Source organism: Amphritea atlantica (assembly GCA_024397875.1).
GTDB classification, from domain to species: domain Bacteria; phylum Pseudomonadota; class Gammaproteobacteria; order Pseudomonadales; family Balneatricaceae; genus Amphritea; species Amphritea atlantica_B.
The window spans coordinates 1,191,923-1,214,947 of sequence record CP073344.1 but is presented as its reverse complement, the minus strand read 5'-3'; the positions used below and the strand labels follow the sequence as shown (position 1 = coordinate 1,214,947).

The window sequence follows — 23,025 nt, the reverse complement described above, 5'->3', positions numbered from 1 at the left end:
TAAGACACACTATCCTTAAGAGGTACCGATGATAACGGAAATAGGCACACTGACCAAGTGGCAAAGAAGGTGCCACGAGACAACCCCACTCTTTTCACAAATAAATTTCAAAAAACAGTTTTAAATCAACATCATAAAAATATGATCAATGTTTAATCAGTCAGACCTTTTCGCCTGTTGCAGACGCGCATAGGCCGACAATAAATTATGGTGCTGAACAAAGCCCTCCAGCTCAAGTGTTGACTCAGGTAACCCGGAAAACACTCCATGCCCATCAATCATTTCCAACACATCAACTACCCTTTGTGCACCGTAGATCTGATTCAGCAGGCCGCGATAGCGGTCTAGCGAATGATCGACATCAAGCCGAAAACTCAGACATTGGTGTAAACAACGATACAGGATAGCCCGCTCCCCCTGCGTATAGTCAGACCGCTGTATCCACTCACTCCAGCTGAGCGCTTCCTGCAACTCCCCCAGTTTCAGGTTCAACAGGCACTTCAGTTCACCAACACGCAATGTACTCCAGACCGTAGACGGGTCAGGCAGGATACCGATGATATCGGCTACCCGCTGCCGATCAGCAAAGCCCCCCTCCTCCAGCTTAACCAGCAGGTTTTCAGCTTCCGCCTCTGTCAGTGCAGGCAAGCGCAACAACGACCGCCGCAGATCAATCCCGGTATTATTGTTATTCCATACCAGCTCATCTACCGGATAGACCTCAGACATGCCGGGCACGATAATCCGGCAACTGTAAACACCAAGATGCTCAAAATCAGCGATATAGATATCCATATCGACCTTGTGAATCAGGTGGCACAACTGCTCAAACTCCGCCTGAGTATCACCTTCGATATCCCACTCGGTAAAATCGTAATCCGTTTCGATAGAAAACAGATCCCAGGCAACAGCACCCGTAGAATCAATAAAATGAGCCTCAAGGTTATCCTGATCAGCAACAGCGGTAATATCAAAGCCTGGTAACGGAAAGCCATCCATCTGATCCAGCTTACGTCCCTGCAGCAGTTCAGTGACCGCCCGCTCAAACGCCACCTCAAATTTAGGGTGCGCTCCGAATGATGCAAAACAGCCGCCATCCAATGGATTGATCAGCGAGACATTCACTAACGGAAACTTACCTCCCAGTGAAGCGTCCTTTACCAGCACCACATAGCCCTGACCACGCAACGCCTCAATCACCTCAACGGTTGCGGGATAACGGTTTTGCACCCGCTGGGGAATATCCGGCAAACTGATACCCGAAGATATGATGGTATTCTTTATATGCCGCTCAAATATTTCTGAGAGCGCCTGAACCCGTGCTTCATACACGGTATTACCGGCAGCAATACCGTTGTTAACATACAGATTGCCAATGATATTAACGGGCATCCATACCTGATCACCGGTGCGCTGACGCTCGAAGGGAATTGCGCAGATACCCCGCGCCCGGTTTCCCGAGTTGGTATCCACCAGCATCGCAGCCTTCAGTTCGCCATCCATGTTGTAATGCAGCAGCGTTGGCTCATCCAGCAATCCATCCGGCAAAGTATTACCTGAAACCGGAAACCATCGCTCATTCGGGTAATGCACAAATGCGCCACTGGCAACAGAGTCACCCAGATAATAATCAGCGAAGAAATAGTTGCAGCTCAACCGCTCAAAAAACTCACCCAGCGCACTAGCGAGCGCGGCATCCCGGGAGGCCCCTTTACCATGACTGAAGAGCTGCGGATTGCTGCACTCCTGGAGATGGACAGACCAGACATTCGGCAGAGGGTTGAGCCACTGCGACTCTTCAACCTCAAAACCCAGCGCCTGCAGACGAGCCCTCATATGAAGAATTGAATCGTCCAGTGGTGCATCTTTTCCAGGAATCATCATAGGAAGTCCTTACTACCATTTTTATACTAAAAACCGGGGCTCAGTCTGTTATTTCACAGTAACCGGCAACACAGAGTATTCCATCATAACCCCGGTTATACAGAAAGCCATCCACAAGCGAAATGTCGCTTTAGTAATATCGTTTTAACACGCTGACAAACAGGCCTCTCGATTAAGCAGATCGTTATTTAACCACCTAATAAAACAGTAAAATATTTTATCTTTTGTGCTTGACGCGTACTCTCCTCATCATTAATATACGCCGCCTCGGTTGAGATGATCCTTGATAGCTCAGTTGGTAGAGCAGTAGACTGTTAATCTATTGGTCGCTGGTTCGAGTCCAGCTCGAGGAGCCAACTTAATCGTACTGGATGTAATTCCTCGATAGCTCAGTTGGTAGAGCAGTAGACTGTTAATCTATTGGTCGCTGGTTCGAGTCCAGCTCGAGGAGCCATCTACTCAGAACGGGGCATAGCGCAGCCTGGTAGCGCATCTGGTTTGGGACCAGAGGGTCGTAGGTTCGAATCCTGCTGCCCCGACCACTTTCTCTCTAGCTTAGAGAATAAAGTGGTTAGATTCTGAGACACGTTTGAACATTTCGTGTATAAATATCGTTCTTAGTCGGGGCATAGCGCAGCCTGGTAGCGCATCTGGTTTGGGACCAGAGGGTCGTAGGTTCGAATCCTGCTGCCCCGACCATATTAAACTTATCTGGCTTGGCAACTTTCCAGATACGGATCACAGGCTAACAGTCTGTTTTCCAGGACTTTAATAACACGTCTGAATACAGTGTCTAAATAGTGTTCACCCTTAGTCGGGGCATAGCGCAGCCTGGTAGCGCATCTGGTTTGGGACCAGAGGGTCGTAGGTTCGAATCCTGCTGCCCCGACCACTTTAAGTAGAAAAGAACATAGCATCTGGAAATCTTCCGATCTGGCACACTTTTTAACTACCTGTCGCCGCTCACTACTTCTTAAGTGACAAGCTTTCTAAAATTATTCGCAATCACTCTTCATTGCATAGTCAGTAAGCTAAACGATCAAAACACCCTTTTTTCTTTTGCCGATATATTCGTGCAGATAACAACTGTTTTTCAGCACCTTCCCCTTCGCTGAACCTTAACGAAGTTATTTCGTTATTCACCGGGGTATACATTACCGTCTGTTTTATCCTGTATACAGTTACCCCGGATTTTTTTTCCTAAAATGATCAGCGCTAGCCCACAACACTCCAGAGATGACCGCTTGAGCATAACCCAGGCCTTCTGAGCGTTGTACTTTATATGATAAAATACACATTGTATCAGAAGTGATCTTAACGCTTGAAAGCCGCACAAATGAAGCCCGGCCACAAAGCTCAGAGATGCTATTCAATGCAATCTATTTATCATAACGGACCTTTGATGCCTGAATTAGACATCCGGACGCTACTCATTGTCACCGCCCTTATCTCTATGGGCTCGGCAGTGGCCCTGATTTATCTCTGGCGATCTCAAACTCATCCGAATGGGTCAGGCTTCTGGGCCGCGGGTATGTCCTGCATTGCTGCAGCCAGCATTTTAATCACTGAACGCGGCAATATCCCTGATTTCCTCTCTCTTGTATGCGCTAATTCACTGTATATAATCGGATTTGTACTTATTTTGCGGGGCATTCGCGTGTTTACAGGGCGCCCTCCATTATTGTTTTTTGATTTCGCCCTTCCTCCCCTGAGCGCCGCGCTCTTCTACTACTTCAACTATATTGATCAAAATCTGAATATCAGAATAATCGTTATCTCCTCCGGGTTTGCAATGATCTGCTTTGCCATTGTGCAAACGCTATTAAGCGATAAAAATGCGTCCTGGAGATCCGCAGGGCTCGCCACGGCGACTCTCTTTGGTTTATTTGGTTTATCTCATGGATTCAGAGGTGCAATTGCACTGCTATCACCTTTCGAACATCCGTTTATGTCTCCGAGCACTTCATCATCGTTAGTATTTCTAGGTGGGATATTTATCCTTGGAGGCAGCGCCATATCGCTAATCCTGTTAACTCAGGCGAGTCTGGAAGCGAAACTCCGGATTGTGTCACTTGCTGTTGAGCACTCAGCATCCTCTGTGATCATTACTGATACGAGCGGATCAATTCGATATGTAAACCCAGCCCTCACAGAGAAAACCGGATATTTACTGACAGAGCTCATTGGGAAAAAGCCGCGTATTTTACGTTCAGGCGAGACATCCCCTGAAGAGTATTCTGCGCTCTGGAAGAAACTCGCTGCCGGAAGTACCTGGCGAGGCGTATTTCATAACCGTAAAAAAAATGGCGAACTCTTTTGGGAAATGGCGTCAATATCACCCGTAAAACAAACCAATGGAAGTATTAGCCACTACGTTTCGGTTCAGGAAGATATAACCGCCCTGAAAAATGCCGAAGAACGCATTCTCCATATGGCTAATCATGATGTATTAACCGGGCTTCCGACATTGCGGCTTTCTAAGGATCGCCTGATAAGAGCCCTCGCCGTCGCGAAAAGGAATAAAGCCAAGGTAGCCATCTGTTTTATAGATCTTGATGGTTTTAAGGCAGTAAATGACACCCTCGGTCACAATGCTGGCGACCATGTACTGAAAGAAACGGCCGCAAGGCTTTCTTCCTGCGTACGGGAAGTTGATACCGTTGCCCGTGTAGGGGGGGACGAATTCTGGATTTTACTGACCGAAATTCAGGACAGAGACAGCGTTAGGATGGTTGCTGAGAAGGTGGTAAAAACTGTCAGCACTCCGTATCAAGTTGAATCTGCTGAGTTAAACATCAGCGCGAGTATTGGAATTTCTTTATACCCTGACCATGGACAGGATCCTGAGAAACTCATCAGACTGGCAGACCAGGCGATGTACGAAACAAAGCGTCAGGGGAAAAACAGTTATGCGTTTGCTGATTCGGTTATCCATGATGACTCAACGCTACCGACCGAAAAAAAACCTGTATATCATCCCGTATAGCTTAATCCCGTATAACTACCCGGGTTAAACCCCCTCAAACCTTAACACTATTAAACTCTGGCCCTGCTCAGTATAAACCACCGGGTCAGCAAAGCGGAAAGCTGAACAATCAAACTGACCACACGTGCTCTGACTCAGCATAGTCCCAGAAAACTGTAATCAAATAGAGACAGATCATTCACTAACAGAATAGAATGGATAAATTGATACCGTAATGGAGTGCTATTTATGGTTATGGAACAGACCACTGACGAAATGAATTACCCCACTCACGGTATGAATATCGATGTCGGGCGAGCCGCATTAACACTGACTAAAGCGCTCGACTATGTAGGCATTGACGATAAAAGCCATGGCCGGCGTGTCGGCCTGATCTGCCACCGTTTAGCACACCACCTGGGCTGGGAAAAATCCAGAAGACACTTTATTTTAATCGCCGGCATGCTTCATGACTGCGGTGTTTCATCAACAACGGTGCATAAAAAACTGGCAGATGAAATGGAGTGGAACGGCGCTGAAGAACACTGCATCAGGGGGGATCAGTTTTTACAGAGTTTCCCACCCTTCAGTCTCTTCGCAACAGCCATCAGATACCACCACACCCGTTGGCAGGATCTGCCAGAAACACTCGATAAAGAAACACGGGAATATGCAAACCTCATTTTTTTCGCGGATCGCTTAGATGTGACATATGCTTCGTTCACATTAAATCATCCATACCATGAGGTTCTTCTAAACAGAGAAAAGATTTTCAGAGAGCTGGCACCTTACGTCGGACAGCTGTTTTCCGGAAAGATCAACAGAGCAGCAGCGCACGCTATTCAAAAAGACAGTTTCTGGCTGGAACTTCGTGATGAATATCTGGATGATGCCATCATGGAAGCCTTGTCTTCAGAAGACTATGAAATATCGCTGTCATTTGACGAGATTGAATCACTGGGCGAGCTAATATCTCAGGTTGTTGATGCAAAGAGCCCTTATACTCATTACCATAGTCTGCGTGTTGCCGATCTGTCTTACACACTTTCCGGGCTTGCCGGCCTGCCACCCTATCAGCGACGACTTCTGAGACTTTCAGGTTTACTGCACGATGTTGGCAAGCTGAGAACACCGGATGAAATACTGGAAAAACCGGGCGCACTGAATGAACACGAGATAGCCCAGATGCGCAGTCACCCACTCGACAGTAAAACAGTTTTGAAGGCGCTCTTCCCAAATACCCTGATCGCAAAATGGGCATCGGAGCACCATGAGAAACTGGATGGATCTGGCTACCCATACGGCTGGAAAGGTGAACAGATCGATCTCCCTACGCGGATATTATCGATAGCCGATATCTTTCAGGCACTCTGCCAAAAACGTCCTTACCGGCACAGACTGCTGATAGATGAGGTACTGGAGATCATGGATGAAATGGTCGCAGAGGGTAAAATTGATGACTCGGTTTACACTTTATTAAAAGTAAACAAAGAAGAGCTATATACAATAGCGATAAGAACGTAACCCTTCAAACCTGCGCGAATCTGCCCCCTGGTGAGGGCTTATAATGCCCTACACCCTGAACGAACCAGACATGGAATTAACCCCTCCCCCTTTTATACGTCATAACGTAAACAGCCCAACAATCCTCTGAGGGTAAACGATACATTGACAAAACACAGTAACTCTATATAGTGTAGATCAGCTTAGAAAAAGTCTATTTTTTAACCATTTGTTGTCGTTGTATTACTATTGTTACGTTATTAAAGTATTCTCGTCCCTCTGTTTTAAATTCCAGTCTTATTTTTTCGCTATCAGGTCAACCCTCTCCTGTATTTTGAATATCAGCGCCTGTTTTATACCTTTGCGTTGAGATGACGCAAACAATAGTCGCTCGAAATATCAGTTAAGGATTGCCCTTTTCAATACCCGGGCAGTGATTGTTACAACTACTCCGAAGGGTATTGTTTGTTCCCGGTTTAGCGTACTACTATCAGTTCGCAAATTCAGGAAGCTGACAGCTGTGTAAAAGTGTCGTGGACACCCCGCAGCTATAAATATTTTTGTCATATGCCTGAGATAAAATATGAAAAATCTCTGCATAAGTTTTTGGTCATCAGACTGGGCGATAGGCCCGGCTAAATATAAAGAATCTGGTCACCAGTCCAATTTAATTCACTCCAGAGAACTGAGTGATACCAGCCATACGTTTCCCCGTAGTATTAAAACCCATTAGCAATGAGTTATTCAATCTACCGGAATGCAGACCGACGCTGGTTTATTTGAGAAAAGAATGAGTAATAACACCAAAGCGGCTATCAATGCTGCAGATTTTGAAAAATACAGCAATCCAATTCCCGGTCGGGAATACATCATGGGACTCTTCGATGAGCCCGGAAAGTTTTTAAACCGCGAACAGCTGGGTAAAAGCCTGAAGCTGTTTGAAGATGAAGAAAAAGAAGCTCTGCGCCGCCGTTTGCGGGCGATGGAGCGTGATGGCCAGCTCAATTTCGACCCTCGTAAGGGTTACAGTTTGCTAAGCGCCCAGGACCTGGTTGAAGGCCGGGTTATCGGACACCCCGATGGTTTTGGTTTTCTGTCACTGGACCAGGGCGGTGACGACCTTTACCTGCATGATAAACAGATGCTCAAAGCATTTCCCGGAGATCGGGTACAGGCACGGATCACCGGCACTGACCGTCGTGGACGTCAGGAAGCTCAGATAGTAAAAGTCCTTGAAAAAAATATGACGGAGATCGTTGGCCGTTTGAGGGTCGAGGATGGCGAGTATTATCTGCAACCTGAAAACAGCCGTATCCGTAATGAGATCGACATCCCTGATGATCAGCTGAAGGGCGCTCAGGCGGGCCAGTATGTTACCGTCGAAATCACCGAATATCCCTGTAACCGCTTTAACGCTGAAGGCCGGGTGATTGAAATACTGGGCGACTCCATGGCGCCGGGTATGGAAATCGATGTCGCGATTCGCAATCATGATATTCCCCATAAGTGGCCTCAGGATGCACTACAAGCGGCTGAAGCACTGGGTGAAGAGGTTAAAGAAGCGGACAAGCAACACCGCGCCGACCTGCGCAGCCTGCCATTTGTCACCATTGATGGTGAGGATGCCCGGGATTTTGATGACGCAGTCTACTGTGAGAAACGAAAGTCCGGTGGCTGGCGTCTGTTTGTCGCAATCGCGGATGTATCGCATTATGTCACGCCCGGCAGCCCACTCGATCTGGAAGCCGCTGAACGGGGTACCTCGGTGTATTTCCCGGGTCATGTGGTACCGATGCTGCCCGAAGCACTGTCAAACGGACTCTGTTCGCTGAATCCCCAGACAGACCGTCTGGTAATGGTCTGCGAAATGGCGATCAACAGCGCCGGAAAGATGACCAGCTATAAGTTCTCCGAGGGCATTATTCACTCCCATGCCCGACTGACCTACACCCAGGTGGGTGCGCTGGTTTCTTCACCCGAGTCTGAACTGGGAAGAACCGTTGCCCGGAATCATGCGGGCATTATCCCCCATATCCACTCCCTGCATCATCTGTATGCGGTACTGAGAAAAGCCCGGACAAAGCGGGGATCAATCGATTTTGAAAAGCAGGAAGTGCAATTCAAATTTACTGAAGACCGTAAGATTGACCGCATTGTACCGGTAGAACGGAACGATGCGCACAAAATGATTGAAGAGTTTATGCTCTGCGCTAACGTCGCCACCGCACAGTTTCTGGAGAAACTTGATCTGCCGGCACTCTACCGTGTCCATGAAGGCCCAGTAGAGAAAAAACTCACCAATCTGCGCGCGTTCCTGAGCGAGAGGGGTCTTAATCTGGCAGGCGGAGAGAAACCCACGCCAGCACATTATGACCGTCTGCTGAAAGGGCTTGGCGAACGGCCGGATGCTCAGATTATCCGCATGATGATGCTACGCTCTCTGAGTCAGGCGGAATACAGCTCTGATAATCAGGGCCACTTCGGCCTGGCTTATCCGGCTTACGCTCACTTTACTTCGCCGATTCGTCGATATCCTGACCTGCTCGTCCACCGCGCAATCCGCTCGGTGATTCGCCGTAGCGAAACCGGCAGTGTCATCCGTCGGGCACTGAAAAAGGTCACCGGCGTGGGCTCTGATCCGGTTCAGCGGATTAAAAGCGCCACCCCACTCGCACCGGGCAAAAGTTACCCCTACGACCTGGTTGCGATGAAAAACCTGGCTGAGCACTGCTCTCTGGTCTCCCGCCGCGCAGATAAAGCCAGCTGGGATGTAGAAGCCTGGCTTAAATGCGAATACATGCAGGATCATGTCGGTGACGTGTTCAGCGGTGTCATCAGCACGGTCACTAACTTCGGTCTCTTTATTGAGCTGGATGATACCCAGGTTGAAGGCTTGGTACATGTGACCGCACTCAACAATGACTATTACCAGTTTGATGCAGCCCAGCAACGTCTGGTCGGTGAACGTACCCATGCCAGCTTCAGTATCGGTGATAAGATCAATATACGGGTGGTCAGAGTCGATATGGATCAGCGCAAGATCGAATTTGAGCTGGCGGTTAAGGATGATATCCAAAGCCCGCCTAAATCCCGCAAGCGCAAAGGTGGGCCCAAAAAAGCCACAGGCAAATACCGCCGTTAATTCGCGGGCAGTTCTGTTCCGATCCTTAACAACAATAAGGATCGGAACAGATACAACACGTCAGAAGTCCTTTCACCAGACTAAGCATTTAAAACCCGGTACTTAAAACCAGGCATTTAAACCTGGCGCCTAAAACCAGGCACTTAAAACCTGTGATTTAACACGCGACCAGTGCGTCTTAACATAACTCCGCAGTTGCCTGATTAGTCTACCGGGTACTCATCAGGTGCCGTTTCCCCACCCTCTTCCTCGCAGTTAAAGCGATGATCAATTGCCCCTGCTTTTTCCAGCCAGTCCCTGAAGTCATTCTCGTTCATCGGTTTCCCAAACAGGTACCCCTGAAACAGGTCACAGCCTTCCCGGCGTAAAAAACTAGCCTGTTCCTGTGTCTCAACGCCTTCTGCAACCGTCTTCACCCCCAGCGACCTGCTCATTGCAAGAATAGCACTGACAAGACTGGCATTACCTGATGAGTCCGGCAGTTCGGAGACAAATGACCGATCCACTTTCAACGTGTCAAAGTCATACTTTCTAAGATACTGCAACGATGAGTAACCGGTTCCGAAATCATCCATCGCCAGTGTTATGCCACTTTTTTTGAGACGATCGATCTGTCGAAGTGATCGCTCTGTTATCCCTTTGAGTCATAATGACCAAAGGCGTGGGCAGATACATCTGACTAAAATCGAGATACTTTTCCCTTTCCGGGGTGATGACAGCGGTCGCGATCAGGTCAAGATCCCGCGTTTTAGCGTCGGCGATAATTTCCTGCCAGGAGATATCAGGCACCGGTTTAAACGCGACCCCCAGACTCATGGACAGAATATTCAGGTAGTCCGGTACAACACCCGTAAAATTTCCCGATGCATCGAGAAAACTATAGGGAGCATATCCTGCGTCCACTCCAACCCTGATAACCGGATGTTCAGCAAGCCAGTCTTTTTGTTGTTTAGACAGGATAAGTTTTTGCCTGACCCGTTGAACGATCTCCTGATCAACAGTTACTGCAGCACTTTCGGCACTCACCAGAGGCACAAAAAAGACACTTTGAAGTAAAATACATAACATCAACAATAAGCGAGATCTGCCTTCCCTGTTTATCACCTGAAGTGAAAAGCTATACATTTTCTTCAATCCCTAAGAAGTATGCTGTAAACAAACCCGGCAGGCCTGACCTTTATTTTATTTATTTCATAATAGCTATCTCTTTAGAATATAGAATCAAAATGTCCCCAAAATAGTTTTTAAAAAAAACTGCACACGCGAACGCAGTACACTGACCGCTATCCCGGCACGCCGCCTGAAATACAATCAGCTCAGTTGTTAACACGTTGCTTCAGCGATTAGACAGCCAGACACTCTGGTAGGGCGCCAGTTCGATCGAGCCCTGCAGATCGTCATAGCGTTCGCCACTCAACAGGTCAGACCAGTCCTGGGTGCTGATAAGATTAAGATCGGACAGTGACAGGGCTACCGGCTCAGCGCTGATATTATTCAGACAGAATATATTCTGAATGCGGTCAACACTCTGACGCCAGAAACCAAAGACCTGCGTCCCCAGGTGCAGGGTAAACTGCGTTGCATTCGGGTGAAACGCTTTCTGTTTTGCCCGAATGGCGATCATCCGTTTAATCCCCTTAAATACCCGGTGGTGATGGGTCGTTTCATCGGCTAATAACTGCTCCAGTTCACTGTAATCCCATTGATGGCGATTGATGGAGCGAAAATGCCCGGTGCGCTTCACCCGCTCATAATCATTCCGGGTGCCAAGCAAACTATGCAGATAGAGTCCCGGAATCCCCTCCAGCGCCAGCATAATGTTATGGGCACACAGAAAACGCGCTTCACCCAACCCATCTTTCCCCTTAACCGTTCCCTGCAACGCGTCAAACAGCGCGATATTAATCTCATAAGGTTTTTGCTCGCCATTATCCAGCGCCCGCCAGGATACATGACCGCCAAAGTCCTGCATGGTGGCGATCATCAGGTCCACTTCACTATCAGGCAGAATACCCTCTACCGGACGCAACCCAATACCGTCGTGTGATGCAATAAAGTTGAAAAACGCCGTGCCGTCCTGTGCCGGCGGCATACTCATCATCCATTGCTTAAGGTAAAAGTTCTGTCCGGTTATCAGCGCGTGTAACAGCAACGGTGGCAGTGAAAAGTTGTAAACACAGTGGGCTTCGTTAGCGTTACCGAAATAGGACAGGTTTTCCCGGCTGGGAATGTTTGTCTCCGTGATAATCATCGCCGAAGGAGAGGCATATTCGATCAGCACTCGTAACAGCCTGACCACTTCATGGGTCTGCTCAAGATTAAGACAACGGCTACCCGCCTCTTTCCAGAGAAACGCGACCGCATCCAGGCGAAAAATATTAACGCCCTGATCGAGGTAAAACCGGACAATATTAACAAACTCTTTCAATACTTCGATGTTGCGGAAATCAAAATCGACCTGGTCATGACTAAAAGTGCACCACACATACTGTAATCCAACAGAGGTCTGTACCTCTCTTAGCAGAGGGCTGGTACGCGGCCGCACTACATCAGACAGATCCTCATCGGGGCTGGCCGTAAAAAAATAATCATGTCCCGGCCCCTCGCCTTTGATAAAGTTCTGAAACCATTCACTCTCACCAGAACCATGATTTATCACCAGATCAGACATCAGACGGTACTCTGCTGAGAGGCGTTGAATATCCTGCCACTCCCCCACGGATTCGCGTACCGCGTAATAATCGCTCACCGCGAAACCATCATCAGAGCTGTAGGGAAAGAAAGGCAACACATGAACACCATTGATGACACCGTCGCACTGCTCATTGAGAAAGCGATGCAGGGTTGTCATCGCCCGCTCATCAGCACGATACAGGCTGTCACCGTAGGTGATCATAATAACGTCCTGCTGGCTCCAGTGATTCTGATAAGGCACAGGAACCTGCTCCACGCTACCCAGACGCATAATTGAGATCAGATCCGATACCAGCTGCGTAATCGCCTCAGCCTCAATTGCCGGGTAAATGGTCTGCAGATGATTTTCAAGCTGACCGGCAAGCTGCGCACTAGCAGTATTTAAAACACTATCCATATAATTACGCCATAAACTCTTGATGATCCAGTTCAACCGCTTCAATCAGACGCTCAAACACCTCAGGCATCGCACTGGAAACCCGGCTCCAGCTGGGGATAAATGGCGTTTCCATCGGATTACTCAGGAACTGCTCGCCGGCGGTTATAATGTTACGCGAGAACATCTCCACGGCCATCTCCTCTTCATGGATATCCAGCTGCAAACCATTCATCACCGCATCATTGTGGTAGGTTTCAACAAAATCCAGGGCGATACGAAAATAGGTAGCTTTTACAGAGCGAAAGGTTTCAGTATTGAACGTATGCCCCTGCGTTGCTAACTTTCTGAACAGGGACTTGGTGATATCAATCGACATCTTCGACAGTCCGGCATTCTTATCGCCCAGTGAAAGGTCCTGATGTTTATGATCATACTGGTCTGCAATATCCACCTGGCACAACCGGTTGTTAGCGTAGTTACGGTGCATTTCCGATAATACGCCGATCTCCAGCCCCCAGTCGCTGGGGATTCGAATATCGCTGAGTACATCCCTGCGAAATGAGAACTCACCGGCTAACGGGTAACGAAAACTATCCAGAAACTGCAGATATTCGATCTCACCAAACACTTTCTTCAACGCCCTTAACAGGGGGGTTACCAGCAGCCGGCTGACACGCCCGTTAATCTTGCCATCCGCTACCCGGGCATAAAAGCCTTTACAGAACTCATAGTTGAACTGAGGATTTGCCACCGGGTAGATTAGTCTCGCCAGCATCTGCCGACTGTAAGTCACCACATCACAGTCATGCAGCGCCACGGACTCTGCGCGCCCCGAAGCCAGAGTATACCCCATACAGTACCAGACATTACGCCCCTTCCCCGCCTCTTTGGGCGCCAGCTTTAATGCCTGCAGTTCGGCATCCAGCGCCCTCAGACGTGGACCATCATTCCACAGAATCCTATGATGCTGGGGTAACTTACTGAAGAATGAGCGGGCAAATCTGAACTGCTCTTCATTTGCACGATCCAGTCCAATAACGATCTCAGAAAGATAAGGAACCTGACTGATCTCATCGACAATATGGCCCAGTGCAGGACCTTCAAGCTCGGAGAAAAGTGAGGGCAGAATCAGCGCCATAGGCCTTTTCCGACCAAACCGCACCAGCTCCTCCTCGACCTCCTCAACCGGCCTTTTCGACAGATTATGCAGGGTGGTTATAATGCCATTCTGATAAAAATCACCCATAACAACGACTCCTTAACTTCTTACGAAGGTATTCAATTGAATTCGTGGCGACAGGCCGGTCAGCGGCCCCTAAAAACCAGCTGACCCCCTCAACCCACCCTTGCGGACCTGTTTGCTGAGACCGATAAAGATGCGGATGCTCAACCTCTGGTGGCTGATGCACGGGTGAGCGAATCACCACAGCACAATCCGCCACCTGTAACATATCGACATCGTTATCGCTGTCCCCTGCAGCGATGGTTAAAAACGCGCTATCCGGAAACTCACAACGGTATTGCTCAAATAACCATTGCAACGCCTTACCTTTATTGCAGGCTCCCGTCACATGCAGGAACCGGCCCCCCTGCAATACAGTCGCTCCAGCCTGGCGAAGGGTTTTAATAAACAACTGCTTTCGGGCATCGGATCCGAGCCACCGGACAGGTTCACTGAACTCCCGCTGACTGGCCCGTCGGGCGGCACTTTCTGTCAGCCCGGTCGATGCCTGGATACCTTCAATACCCAGCGCACTGAAGGTTTCAAACTCGCCGTTGAATTCTGTCTCCTGCTGCGCCAGTAAGGCGAGCCAGTGTTCATGGGATTCAGAGAATTGATAACGATAGAAACCATCAACCGGAACAGAGCCCGCTGGGGGAGAGGAAAAATAATTTTCGGGAATATATACAGCAGCACCATTCTCAACCACGAAAGGGTCATGGTTATCCAGTTCACCACGCAGAACCGCTAACTCAGCCCGGGTTTTACTGGTCACAGGTATCACCGGAATGGCAACCTCTTTCAGAAGTGCCAATAACGGCTCAGCCTGACTAAAACTGTAACTGAAGTGATCCAGTAGCGAACCATCAAGATCTGTAAAGATCAGAACTTTTTGAGTCATCTATCCTATCTCATCGCTGTGCAGCCTATCGAAGGCCTCTGGCAAAACGCACCAAATCAGATCATTTAATAGTTGCTTCGTTAAACGATCTACCTGTATATAAAGATACTGCAGGAAACATACCGAGTCTGAAAAAACCACAAGACAGGAGGCAATCTGGCAACAACAGTCTATGCTTTAATGCGCCACGGGCAGTGATTATGAGACAACATAAAGGGTGGGCGCCCGGCTAAACAGGATGCCAGGCTTCATGAGCAGCAATGATGATAACTACAGATTATCAGGGCACAGGCTAAAACTGGACCTACCTCTGACTCAACCGACTGATCAGTGGCGCTGTGTCAGAGCAGATATATGTTATTGCTCCTGGTGGACAGGATCAAGAATAGGGCACGCCGACAATGAGTGTGAATGCAGAAACGAATAACGGCGATGTTCTCAAGAAGCATGCACCAGGATAGCGCACAATAAAAAAATACGATCCCGACACAGAGCCCATAAATCAAAATAGTTAAATGTCGTAAATGGTCAATATTCGCAGTGATTTTGTTATTTTTAGGCTATACAAACATAGCAGATAGACTTAATTATAGGTTTTTATAAGGTTATGTTGCACTCACACTTCGTAATATCGTAGTGTATTAGTAGAGATGAAACAGGATCCGACTACAGATTTTTAGTTTGCGGGCAATAATAATAACTTGCAGCGAGGCATAACAGCAGATGGAAAATTCAGCTTCCAATGAGGCTTTTGTACGATTTGAGGGTGTTCAGAAAAGTTACGATGGCAGGACGCTCGTCGTAAAAGACCTGAATATTGACGTCCCACGCGGCGAGTTTCTTACCATGCTTGGGCCTTCCGGCTCAGGAAAAACCACTTCTTTAATGATGCTCGCAGGTTTCGAAACCGCAACCAAGGGCAATATCTATCTCGATGGTCAGGCCATCAACAATGTGGCTCCTCATAAACGAGGCATCGGCATGGTATTTCAAAACTATGCTCTGTTTCCCCATATGACGGTTGCCGAAAACCTCGCATTCCCGCTCAAAGTCAGAAACATGGGCAAGTCGGAGATAGAAACCCGGGTTAAAACAGCGCTAGATATGGTCGAGCTGGGCAGCTTCGGTGACCGCCGTCCGGCACAGCTTTCTGGCGGACAGCAGCAGCGAGTGGCGGTGGCACGGGCCCTGGTGTTCGAACCCGACCTGATTCTTATGGATGAACCGCTGGGAGCACTGGATAAAAACCTGCGGGAACAGATGCAATATGAGATTAAACATATTCATGAGCGTCTGGGCGTTACCGTGGTCTATGTAACACACGATCAGTCTGAAGCACTAACCATGTCAAACCGCATCGCGGTGTTCAATGACGGTGTGATTCAACAGCTGGCCTCCCCTACCGACCTGTACGAAAAACCGATCAACTCGTTTGTTGCCCAGTTTATCGGTGAAAACAACAAACTGTCCGGCACGTTGCAATCGACTCAGGATGGCGTCTGCACCGTTCGCCTGCCCTCTGGTGAACTGGTCACCGCCCTCGATATCAATACCGATGATATTGGCAAAGAAAGTACGCTCTCCTTACGTCCGGAACGGGTTTTTCTTGATCCCGTTGAGGGCCAGTGCGATAACGTTTTCACAGGCAAGGTTGAAGAAGTTATCTATCTTGGCGATCACAAACGTGTGCGCATGAATGTCTGTGGCCATGATGAATTTATTGTAAAAGTACCCAACTCAACCGATAACAAAGGACTACAAGTGGGTGGAACGGCCCCCATAGGCTGGTCCTCTAAGGATTGCAGGGCTCTGGATCTGATCTGATCTGATCCGGACTGGATTATTAATAAGTTAGAAAAAAAATAACAACGTCTAATCACACCGTGATTGACTTATAAACAGCGTCTTCTAGAAGAAGGCGTGATGACATAAAGCCCGAGAGGAAAGATCAAATGAAGAAATTTTCCAAACTATCATCTGTCCTGGCACTGGGTGCTGCGGTTTGTATGGGCTCTGCTATAGCAGCGGAACCACTGACCGTCGTATCATGGGGTGGAGCCTATACAAAATCTCAGCGAATGGCCTACAGTGATCCGTTCACAGCCAAAACCGGGATTGAAATTGTTGACGAAGATAAGTCAGGTAATGGCCTGGCGGGTCTGCGGGCACAGGTTGAAGCCGGTAATGTGACCTGGGATATTGTGGATATTCTGGAAGGTGACGCGATTCTAGCCTGTGACGAAGGTATTGCTCAGGAACTGGACTATGAAAAAGATCTGAACCCAGGTGCTGATGGCACCCCGGTGATGGAAGACTTCGTAGAAGGCTCTCTCTCCGGCTGCTACGTTCCAACAATCGTTTATGCCACGCTGTTCTCATACAACAACAACGCCTTTCCAGGTGAAAAGCCAAGTACCATTGCTGATGTATTCGATACCAAAAAATTCCCGGGCAAACGTGCTCTGGAGAAGAAACCAGATGCGAACCTGGAATGGGCTCTGGCCGCTGACGGTGTTCCATACGACAAGGTCTATGAAGTACTGGGAACCCCTGAAGGTGTAGAACGCGCCTTCGCTAAACTAGACACCATCAAAGATCAGATCATCTGGTGGGATGCCGGTGCTCAACCACCTCAGTTGCTGGCCGATGGCGAAGTTGCTATCGCATCTGCTTACAACGGTCGTATCTTTAACGCTCAGGTTGTCGAAAACCAGCCGTTTACCATTATCTGGGACGGTCAGGTTTACGAGCTGGATGGTTATATCATTCCTAAGGGCGCACCACACAAAAAAGCAGCAATGGATTACCTGCGCTTTGCCACTGACACTCAGCGTCTGGCAGACCAGACTAAGTATATCTCCTATGGTCCTGCACGTAAGTCTTCTGCACCATTGGTTTCCACTCACCTGGAAACGGGTGTAGAGATGGGACCTCACATGCCAACCAACCCAGAAAACTTCAAAACTCCAATTAAGAAAAATGCAGAGTTCTGGGCTGATAATGGCGATGAGCTGCGTCAGCGCTTCAACGCATGGCTTGTACAATAAGAACGTAAACTACGGGGGCTCTAACAAGCCCCCTTTTTAGTTTAATTACTGGTTTTATGAGCGCTTAGAACGTTAAGCCGATACAAAATCAGTTTATGGTCTGGGTTTGGATGATGGCTCATACCACTGGCGGTGACCTGATTACGCTACCGCTATTTTATTCATCTTCAGAAAAGGGTTTGTATTCCTCATGATGGCAAATACTGTCGAGGCCGAAGGCCAATTAACCCCGGACGAGCAGAAACGCTTAACAGCAGATATGCATCGTTCACTGCGCCGCAAGAAGATCCGGGCAGTGTTTCTGGTTGCACCACTGCTTATCTTTATCATGGTCACTTTTGTCTCACCAATCGCGACGATGCTGTTCCGTTCGGTAGATAACCCGCAAGTATCAGAATACATGCCGAATACGACTGCAGCGTTAGCGGCCTGGGATGCTGATAGCAACGAGCTGCCGGACGAGACAACCTATGCTGCACTGGTAGAAGACCTGGTCGTGGGACGTGAAAACCACACCATAGGTAAAGCGGCTACCCGGCTAAATTATGAAAAGAGCCAGATGCGCAGCCTGCTCACCGGTACCGCACGTAAAGCTGGCAGACTCGATCCTCCCTATAAAGAACAACTGATCAAAATTAATGCTGGCTGGGGCGATATTGATAACTGGCGTGTGATAAAACGCGAGTCCGCCCCCTATACCCTCTCTTATTACATCGCCGCATTTGATATGGAAACAACACCTTCGGGTGAAATCAAAATGCTGCCGGAACAACAGCGTGTCTATCTGAAAATGCTCTGGCGTACTGTATGGATGTCTCTGTTAATCACCGCACTGACTCTCATTCTCGGCTATCCGGTTTCCTATCTGCTGGCTTCACTGCCAATGGGAATAGCGAACACGCTGATGATTCTGGTGTTACTGCCCTTCTGGACTTCGCTGCTGGTACGAACATCATCATGGATAGCGCTGCTTCAGGGTCAGGGCGTGATCAATGACGTTCTGGTGTGGTTTGGTCTGGTAGGTGACGATAATCGCCTCAGTATGATCTATAACGCGACGGGTACGGTGATCACCATGACCCATATCCTGCTGCCGTTTATGATTCTGCCACTCTACTCCGTGATGAAAACCATACCACCGAGCTATATGCGTGCAGCACGCTCTTTGGGTGCGACGCCGTTCACGGCTTTTTTCAAGGTTTATCTGCCTCAATCAGTTCCCGGCATCTCTGCCGGAGCTATTCTGGTCTTTATCCTGGCGATCGGCTACTACATCACGCCGGCACTGGTGGGTGGTCAGACAGGTCAGTTTATCGGCAATATGATCGCCTATCATATGCAGAGCTCACTGAACTGGGGCCTTGCCGCAGCGTTAGGCGTCGTACTTCTGGCGCTTGTGTTAGGAATTTATGCCCTTTACAGCCGTCTTTTCGGCAGTAACAATCAGATGACTTTGAGGTAACACTATGGCCCTTCCATCCTATGCAGGCCCTCTGGAAACATTCTGGTACTACGCTTTTCGTATTTTTTGCGGAGTGGTATTCATTTTCCTGATTTCACCCCTGCTCATTATTATTCCATTGTCATTCAATGTTGAGCCCTACTTCAGTTTTACCGAAGGTATGCTGGCATTTGACCCGGATGCCTATTCGCTACGCTGGTATGAGGAGTTCTTTGGCAGTGAGCGCTGGATGAATGCGATTCAGAACACCTTTATCGTCGCCGTTTGTTCCACCATTCTGTCGATGATTCTGGGTACCCTCGCAGCACTGGGTCTGAGTCGTTCAGAACTGCCGTTTAAAGGCATGATCATGGGCTTTTTGATCTCCCCGATGATTGTGCCTCTGATCATATCCGCAGCGGGCATGTTCTTTTTCTATTCATCGCTGGGAATATCGCAGAGCTATCTCGGCCTGATTCTGGCACACACTGCGCTGGGTACCCCCTTTGTCGTTATCACTGTGACGGCAACCCTGAGCGGCTTTGATTACAACTTAGTCAGGGCTGCAGCTAGCCTGGGCGCCACCCCGACCTATGCCTTCTTTAAAGTCACTGTGCCACTGATTTTAACCGGTGTAATCTCGGGAGGCCTGTTCGCACTGATGACTTCGGTTGATGAAGTGGTGGTTGCGATCTTTATCGCCGGCGCCGAGCAACGGACAGTGCCCATGCAGATGTGGGCGGGTATTCGTGAGCAGATCAGCCCGACGATTCTGGCCGTGGCAACCCTGCTGGTATGTATGTCGATACTGCTACTGAGTACCGTAGAATATCTGCGGCGTAGATCTGAAACCATTCGGGGTATTACCCCGCACTGAAACAGCATCAAAAAAAAACGGGAGTTTAGGCTCCCGCTTTTTTATTTACGACGTTGTTAGTTAACTGCTCTGTTAACTACTTATTCAACCGGGCCAGCACAGCCTTCGCCACCAGCGATGATGAAGCCGGGTTTTGTCCGGTAATCAACAGGCCATCTTCAACCGCATAAGGCGCCCAGTCAGCTCCCTGGCTGTATAAGCCACCCCGTTTTTTTAGCTCATCCTCCAGCAGGAAGGGAACAACGTCCGTCAGCCCCACCGCTGCTTCTTCAGTGTTAGTAAAACCGGTCACTTTACGATTTTTAACCAGCGGCTCTCCCTGAGCATTTTTGGTATTCAACAATACGCTGGGAGCATGACAGACTGCTGATATCAGCTTACCCTGACGAGAAAAAGACTCAATCAGTTCAATAGAGTTCTGATCATTGGTCAGATCCCACATCGGCCCATGGCCACCCGGGTAAAAGACCGCATCATAGTCATCAGCTGATATATCGCTAAGTTTCAGGGTAGTCGCAAGCTTCTGCTGCAACACGGCATCCTGGTCAAACCGACGGGTGTCCTCCGTCTGAAAATCTTCCAGAGCACTTTTTGGATCGATTGGTGGCTGCCCGCCTGTCGGTGACGCCAGCGTGATATCTGCCCCCGCATCAGCAAAAACATAATAGGGTGCAGCAAACTCCTCAATCCAGAAGCCCGTTTTTTCACCGGTATCACCCAGTGCATCGTGCGAAGTCAGTACAAATAAAATATTCATTGTATATAGTCCAAAATTATCGTAATTATCTGGCGAAGGGGGATCACCTGAACAGTTTTTCAGAAAACGGATCGGCTTTCCCTCCAGCCCTGAAAATGAGTGATTTATCAGCCAAGCTTAACCAGCATCTTGCCCATATTTTGTCCGTTAAACAGTCCGATAAAGGCGTCAGTGGTTTGCTCGATACCTTCGAAGACAGTCTCTTTCCAACTGATCTGCCCTGCAGCAATCCACTGCATCATCTGCTCAATAAATTCCGGATAGCCATCCCAGTGTTCAAAGACGATAAAGCCCTCTATTTTCAGTTTTTTAATGATGATCTGCGCCAGGTTAGCCGGACCCGGCTGCGGCGATGTGGCATTGTATTGCTCAATCATCCCGCACACGGCAATCCGGCCATGATCGTTCATAAGGTTTAGTACAGCTTCAAGGTGTTCACCACCCACATTTTCGAAATAGACATCGATCCCTTCAGGGCATGCATCAGCAATACTGCTCTGCAGATCGGTTGTGGTTTTGTAATTAACCACAGCGTCAACGCCCAGCTCTTCAAGCAGATAGCGGGCTTTTTCATCTGAACCAACGCTTCCCGCCACATAGCAGCCTTTAAGTTTAGCAATCTGACAGACCATCGCACCGACAGCACCAGATGCCGCGGATACAAATACCCTGTCGCCCTCTTTAAGTTCCGCAATTTTAAGCAGACCGGTATAAGCCGTCATACCGGTCATCCCCAGTACACTGAGAAATGCCTGCTCAGCAATCGCAGTTTGCGGTAGCAACTGCAGATCGCTACCCGCTGAGGTGAAGTATTCGCGCCAGCCATTCATGCTGGAAACCATACTACCGACCGGAAACTGGGGATGACGGGATTCAACCACTTCACCCACTGCGCCGCCACTGAGCGCCTCGTTCAGGGCAAATGGCTCAATATAGCTGGCACGCTCAACCATCCGGCCACGCATATAGGGATCAACCGAGAGCCACAGGTTTTTAATTAAGACCTCTCCCTCGTTCAACACCGGAACAGGTTTGCTCACCAGATTGAAGTCCGCGTTGACCGGCATGCCCTGCGGGCGATTCACCAGATGAATTTCGCGATTTGATTCAATATACATTTAGTACCTTACATTTTCGTTGTCTGATAATGGTGAGTAGTCTATGCTTCAAAACAATATGCATCCAATGCATAGGGTATATAACCAACATAATCAAAAATCATATTATGAATATCAGTAATCTCTCCAGTACCGATCTCAATCTGCTGCCCGTTTTGCAGGTGCTGCTTGAAGAGCGCAGTGTCACCCGGGCGGCGGGCCGGTTAAACCTGACGCAACCGGCCATCAGTCGCAACCTGACACGTCTGAGAGAGCTGTTTAATGATCCCCTGTTCACCCGCACCCCCAAAGGATTAGCTCCCACCCCTCGCGCTGAAACGCTGGCACTTCAGTTGCAGCAATCACTGCAGGATCTGAGTCAACTGATCTCCCCTGCCACCTTCATTCCGGCAGCGGCAACGCAAAATTTCAGACTGGCGACGACGGATTACGGTACCCAGGTATTACTGCCTCCGGTTCTGAAACGGATGCGTGCTGAAGCACCAGGCGTCAATCTGGAGATCGTTCCCTGGCAGGAAAACCTGTTACAGCAGCTGGATCAGGAGGGAATCGATCTGGCCACCTGCACCGTAGAAGATGCTCCGGCAGCGATTCATGGTCGGGGCGTAGGCAGCGACCGGTTTATCTGTGTCGTCAGGGATGACCATCCACTAACACAACTGGGATTGAGTCTGGAGAATTATGCAACATACCCCCATGCGCTGATCACCATGGGTGGTGCACGCAAAGGGGCTATCGATCACTTATTGGAAGAACGGGGACTGAGCCGCCGCATCGCATTAAGAGTGCCGCATTTTGTCGCCGCACTGGCGATGATTTCACAAACGGATCTGATACTGACCGTACCCTATGGTCTGGCGGTCAGTTTTGCCGAACAATATAAATTGAAAATGCTGCCCTTTCCTATGGAGCAGAAAGGCTTTACCTATTCCATCATCTGGCATGAACGTTATATGAAAGATCCGGCCCATATCTGGTTACGACAACTGGTATTCGAAGAACTGACAACCACCCTCAACGAACTGAATATCGGTTACCGGGTTTGATTCCCTGGTGCTGCTCAGACGCAGCCCTGACAGCAGGCAAATGGTGACA

At 48.8% G+C, this 23,025-nt stretch carries 16 protein-coding genes and 5 tRNA genes; 13 read left to right on the top strand and 8 right to left on the bottom strand.

Features of this window, described 5'->3' with window-relative positions; all coding sequences use genetic code 11:
• Nucleotides 1–156 precede the first annotated feature (156 nt).
• Complete coding sequence (locus tag KDX31_05405; GenBank protein UTW04441.1) at nucleotides 157–1,884, bottom strand: YcaO-like family protein; 1,728 nt, start codon at nucleotides 1,882–1,884, stop codon at nucleotides 157–159.
• A 280-nt stretch (nucleotides 1,885–2,164) separates the two neighbouring features.
• Here KDX31_05405 and KDX31_05400 point away from each other — a divergent pair.
• From KDX31_05400 to rnr, 8 genes are all read left to right on the top strand, one after another.
• A tRNA-Asn gene (locus KDX31_05400) sits at nucleotides 2,165–2,240 on the top strand.
• Nucleotides 2,241–2,262: 22 nt separating this feature from the next.
• Nucleotides 2,263–2,338: transfer RNA gene (locus tag KDX31_05395), tRNA-Asn, on the top strand.
• A gap of 11 nt (nucleotides 2,339–2,349) precedes the next feature.
• Nucleotides 2,350–2,426: transfer RNA gene (locus KDX31_05390), tRNA-Pro, on the top strand.
• Nucleotides 2,427–2,506: 80 nt separating this feature from the next.
• Nucleotides 2,507–2,583 (top strand) — tRNA-Pro (locus KDX31_05385).
• A gap of 116 nt (nucleotides 2,584–2,699) precedes the next feature.
• A tRNA-Pro gene (locus KDX31_05380) sits at nucleotides 2,700–2,776 on the top strand.
• Nucleotides 2,777–3,286: 510 nt separating this feature from the next.
• Nucleotides 3,287–4,870 (top strand): diguanylate cyclase, encoded by a 1,584-nt coding sequence (locus KDX31_05375; protein UTW04440.1) that lies wholly within the window; start codon nucleotides 3,287–3,289, stop codon nucleotides 4,868–4,870.
• A 228-nt stretch (nucleotides 4,871–5,098) separates the two neighbouring features.
• Complete coding sequence (locus KDX31_05370) at nucleotides 5,099–6,373, top strand: HD domain-containing protein (protein ID UTW04439.1); 1,275 nt, start codon at nucleotides 5,099–5,101, stop codon at nucleotides 6,371–6,373.
• 769 nt (nucleotides 6,374–7,142) lie between these two features.
• Nucleotides 7,143–9,494: a ribonuclease R gene (gene rnr / locus KDX31_05365; GenBank protein UTW04438.1), complete on the top strand. Its 2,352-nt coding sequence runs from the start codon at nucleotides 7,143–7,145 to the stop codon at nucleotides 9,492–9,494.
• Between the two features lie 203 nt (nucleotides 9,495–9,697).
• Here rnr and KDX31_05360 read toward each other — a convergent pair whose 3' ends face one another.
• From KDX31_05360 to KDX31_05340, 5 genes are all read right to left on the bottom strand, one after another.
• Nucleotides 9,698–10,069 carry an EAL domain-containing protein gene (locus KDX31_05360; protein UTW05308.1) on the bottom strand — a complete coding sequence of 124 codons (372 nt, stop codon included), beginning with the start codon at nucleotides 10,067–10,069 and terminating at the stop codon, nucleotides 9,698–9,700.
• On the bottom strand, nucleotides 10,062–10,529 hold the full coding sequence (locus KDX31_05355) for a transporter substrate-binding domain-containing protein (protein ID UTW04437.1): 468 nt from the start codon (nucleotides 10,527–10,529) through the stop codon (nucleotides 10,062–10,064). The genes KDX31_05360 and KDX31_05355 overlap by 8 nt, the downstream gene beginning before the upstream one ends.
• A 301-nt stretch (nucleotides 10,530–10,830) precedes the next feature.
• Nucleotides 10,831–12,585: an alpha-glucosidase C-terminal domain-containing protein gene (locus KDX31_05350; protein ID UTW04436.1), complete on the bottom strand. Its 1,755-nt coding sequence runs from the start codon at nucleotides 12,583–12,585 to the stop codon at nucleotides 10,831–10,833.
• 4 nt (nucleotides 12,586–12,589) lie between these two features.
• Complete coding sequence (locus tag KDX31_05345; GenBank protein UTW04435.1) at nucleotides 12,590–13,813, bottom strand: glycosyl transferase; 1,224 nt, start codon at nucleotides 13,811–13,813, stop codon at nucleotides 12,590–12,592.
• On the bottom strand, nucleotides 13,806–14,690 hold the full coding sequence (locus KDX31_05340; GenBank protein ID UTW04434.1) for an HAD-IIB family hydrolase: 885 nt from the start codon (nucleotides 14,688–14,690) through the stop codon (nucleotides 13,806–13,808). The genes KDX31_05345 and KDX31_05340 overlap by 8 nt, the downstream gene beginning before the upstream one ends.
• A 723-nt stretch (nucleotides 14,691–15,413) precedes the next feature.
• Here KDX31_05340 and KDX31_05335 point away from each other — a divergent pair.
• The 4 genes from KDX31_05335 to KDX31_05320 all read left to right on the top strand — a co-directional run bounded on the left by KDX31_05335 (nucleotide 15,414) and on the right by KDX31_05320 (nucleotide 20,055).
• Nucleotides 15,414–16,514, top strand: a complete 1,101-nt coding sequence (locus KDX31_05335; protein ID UTW04433.1) for an ABC transporter ATP-binding protein — start codon at nucleotides 15,414–15,416, stop codon at nucleotides 16,512–16,514.
• A 128-nt stretch (nucleotides 16,515–16,642) separates the two neighbouring features.
• Nucleotides 16,643–17,737: an ABC transporter substrate-binding protein gene (locus KDX31_05330; protein ID UTW04432.1), complete on the top strand. Its 1,095-nt coding sequence runs from the start codon at nucleotides 16,643–16,645 to the stop codon at nucleotides 17,735–17,737.
• Nucleotides 17,738–17,927: 190 nt separating this feature from the next.
• Nucleotides 17,928–19,199, top strand: coding sequence for an ABC transporter permease (locus KDX31_05325; GenBank protein ID UTW04431.1), 1,272 nt, complete (start codon nucleotides 17,928–17,930; stop codon nucleotides 19,197–19,199).
• A gap of 4 nt (nucleotides 19,200–19,203) precedes the next feature.
• A complete protein-coding gene (locus KDX31_05320; GenBank protein ID UTW04430.1) occupies nucleotides 19,204–20,055 on the top strand; it encodes an ABC transporter permease in 852 nt (283 codons plus the stop codon).
• A 76-nt stretch (nucleotides 20,056–20,131) separates the two neighbouring features.
• On the opposite strand, the gene KDX31_05315 is transcribed toward KDX31_05320, so the two are convergent.
• The gene (locus tag KDX31_05315) at nucleotides 20,132–20,812 is read right to left on the bottom strand and encodes a type 1 glutamine amidotransferase domain-containing protein (GenBank protein UTW04429.1); all 681 of its coding nucleotides are present in this window, start codon (nucleotides 20,810–20,812) and stop codon (nucleotides 20,132–20,134) included.
• A 107-nt stretch (nucleotides 20,813–20,919) separates the two neighbouring features.
• The gene (locus tag KDX31_05310) at nucleotides 20,920–21,930 is read right to left on the bottom strand and encodes an NADP-dependent oxidoreductase (GenBank protein ID UTW04428.1); all 1,011 of its coding nucleotides are present in this window, start codon (nucleotides 21,928–21,930) and stop codon (nucleotides 20,920–20,922) included.
• Nucleotides 21,931–22,037: 107 nt separating this feature from the next.
• On the opposite strand from KDX31_05310, the gene KDX31_05305 reads away from it, so the two are divergent.
• Nucleotides 22,038–22,976 carry a LysR family transcriptional regulator gene (locus KDX31_05305; GenBank protein ID UTW04427.1) on the top strand — a complete coding sequence of 313 codons (939 nt, stop codon included), beginning with the start codon at nucleotides 22,038–22,040 and terminating at the stop codon, nucleotides 22,974–22,976.
• Nucleotides 22,977–23,025: the final 49 nt, after the last annotated feature.

Coding starts and splice junctions, on each gene's coding strand:
- KDX31_05405 (UTW04441.1), bottom strand. CDS start 1,884: ATGATGATTCCTGGAAAAGATGCACCACTGGACGATTCAATTCTTCAT.
- KDX31_05375 (UTW04440.1), top strand. CDS start 3,287: ATGCCTGAATTAGACATCCGGACGCTACTCATTGTCACCGCCCTTATC.
- KDX31_05370 (UTW04439.1), top strand. CDS start 5,099: ATGGTTATGGAACAGACCACTGACGAAATGAATTACCCCACTCACGGT.
- rnr (UTW04438.1), top strand. CDS start 7,143: ATGAGTAATAACACCAAAGCGGCTATCAATGCTGCAGATTTTGAAAAA.
- KDX31_05360 (UTW05308.1), bottom strand. CDS start 10,069: ATGGATGATTTCGGAACCGGTTACTCATCGTTGCAGTATCTTAGAAAG.
- KDX31_05350 (UTW04436.1), bottom strand. CDS start 12,585: ATGGATAGTGTTTTAAATACTGCTAGTGCGCAGCTTGCCGGTCAGCTT.
- KDX31_05345 (UTW04435.1), bottom strand. CDS start 13,813: ATGGGTGATTTTTATCAGAATGGCATTATAACCACCCTGCATAATCTG.
- KDX31_05340 (UTW04434.1), bottom strand. CDS start 14,690: ATGACTCAAAAAGTTCTGATCTTTACAGATCTTGATGGTTCGCTACTG.
- KDX31_05335 (UTW04433.1), top strand. CDS start 15,414: ATGGAAAATTCAGCTTCCAATGAGGCTTTTGTACGATTTGAGGGTGTT.
- KDX31_05330 (UTW04432.1), top strand. CDS start 16,643: ATGAAGAAATTTTCCAAACTATCATCTGTCCTGGCACTGGGTGCTGCG.
- KDX31_05325 (UTW04431.1), top strand. CDS start 17,928: ATGATGGCAAATACTGTCGAGGCCGAAGGCCAATTAACCCCGGACGAG.
- KDX31_05320 (UTW04430.1), top strand. CDS start 19,204: ATGGCCCTTCCATCCTATGCAGGCCCTCTGGAAACATTCTGGTACTAC.
- KDX31_05315 (UTW04429.1), bottom strand. CDS start 20,812: ATGAATATTTTATTTGTACTGACTTCGCACGATGCACTGGGTGATACC.
- KDX31_05310 (UTW04428.1), bottom strand. CDS start 21,930: ATGTATATTGAATCAAATCGCGAAATTCATCTGGTGAATCGCCCGCAG.
- KDX31_05305 (UTW04427.1), top strand. CDS start 22,038: ATGAATATCAGTAATCTCTCCAGTACCGATCTCAATCTGCTGCCCGTT.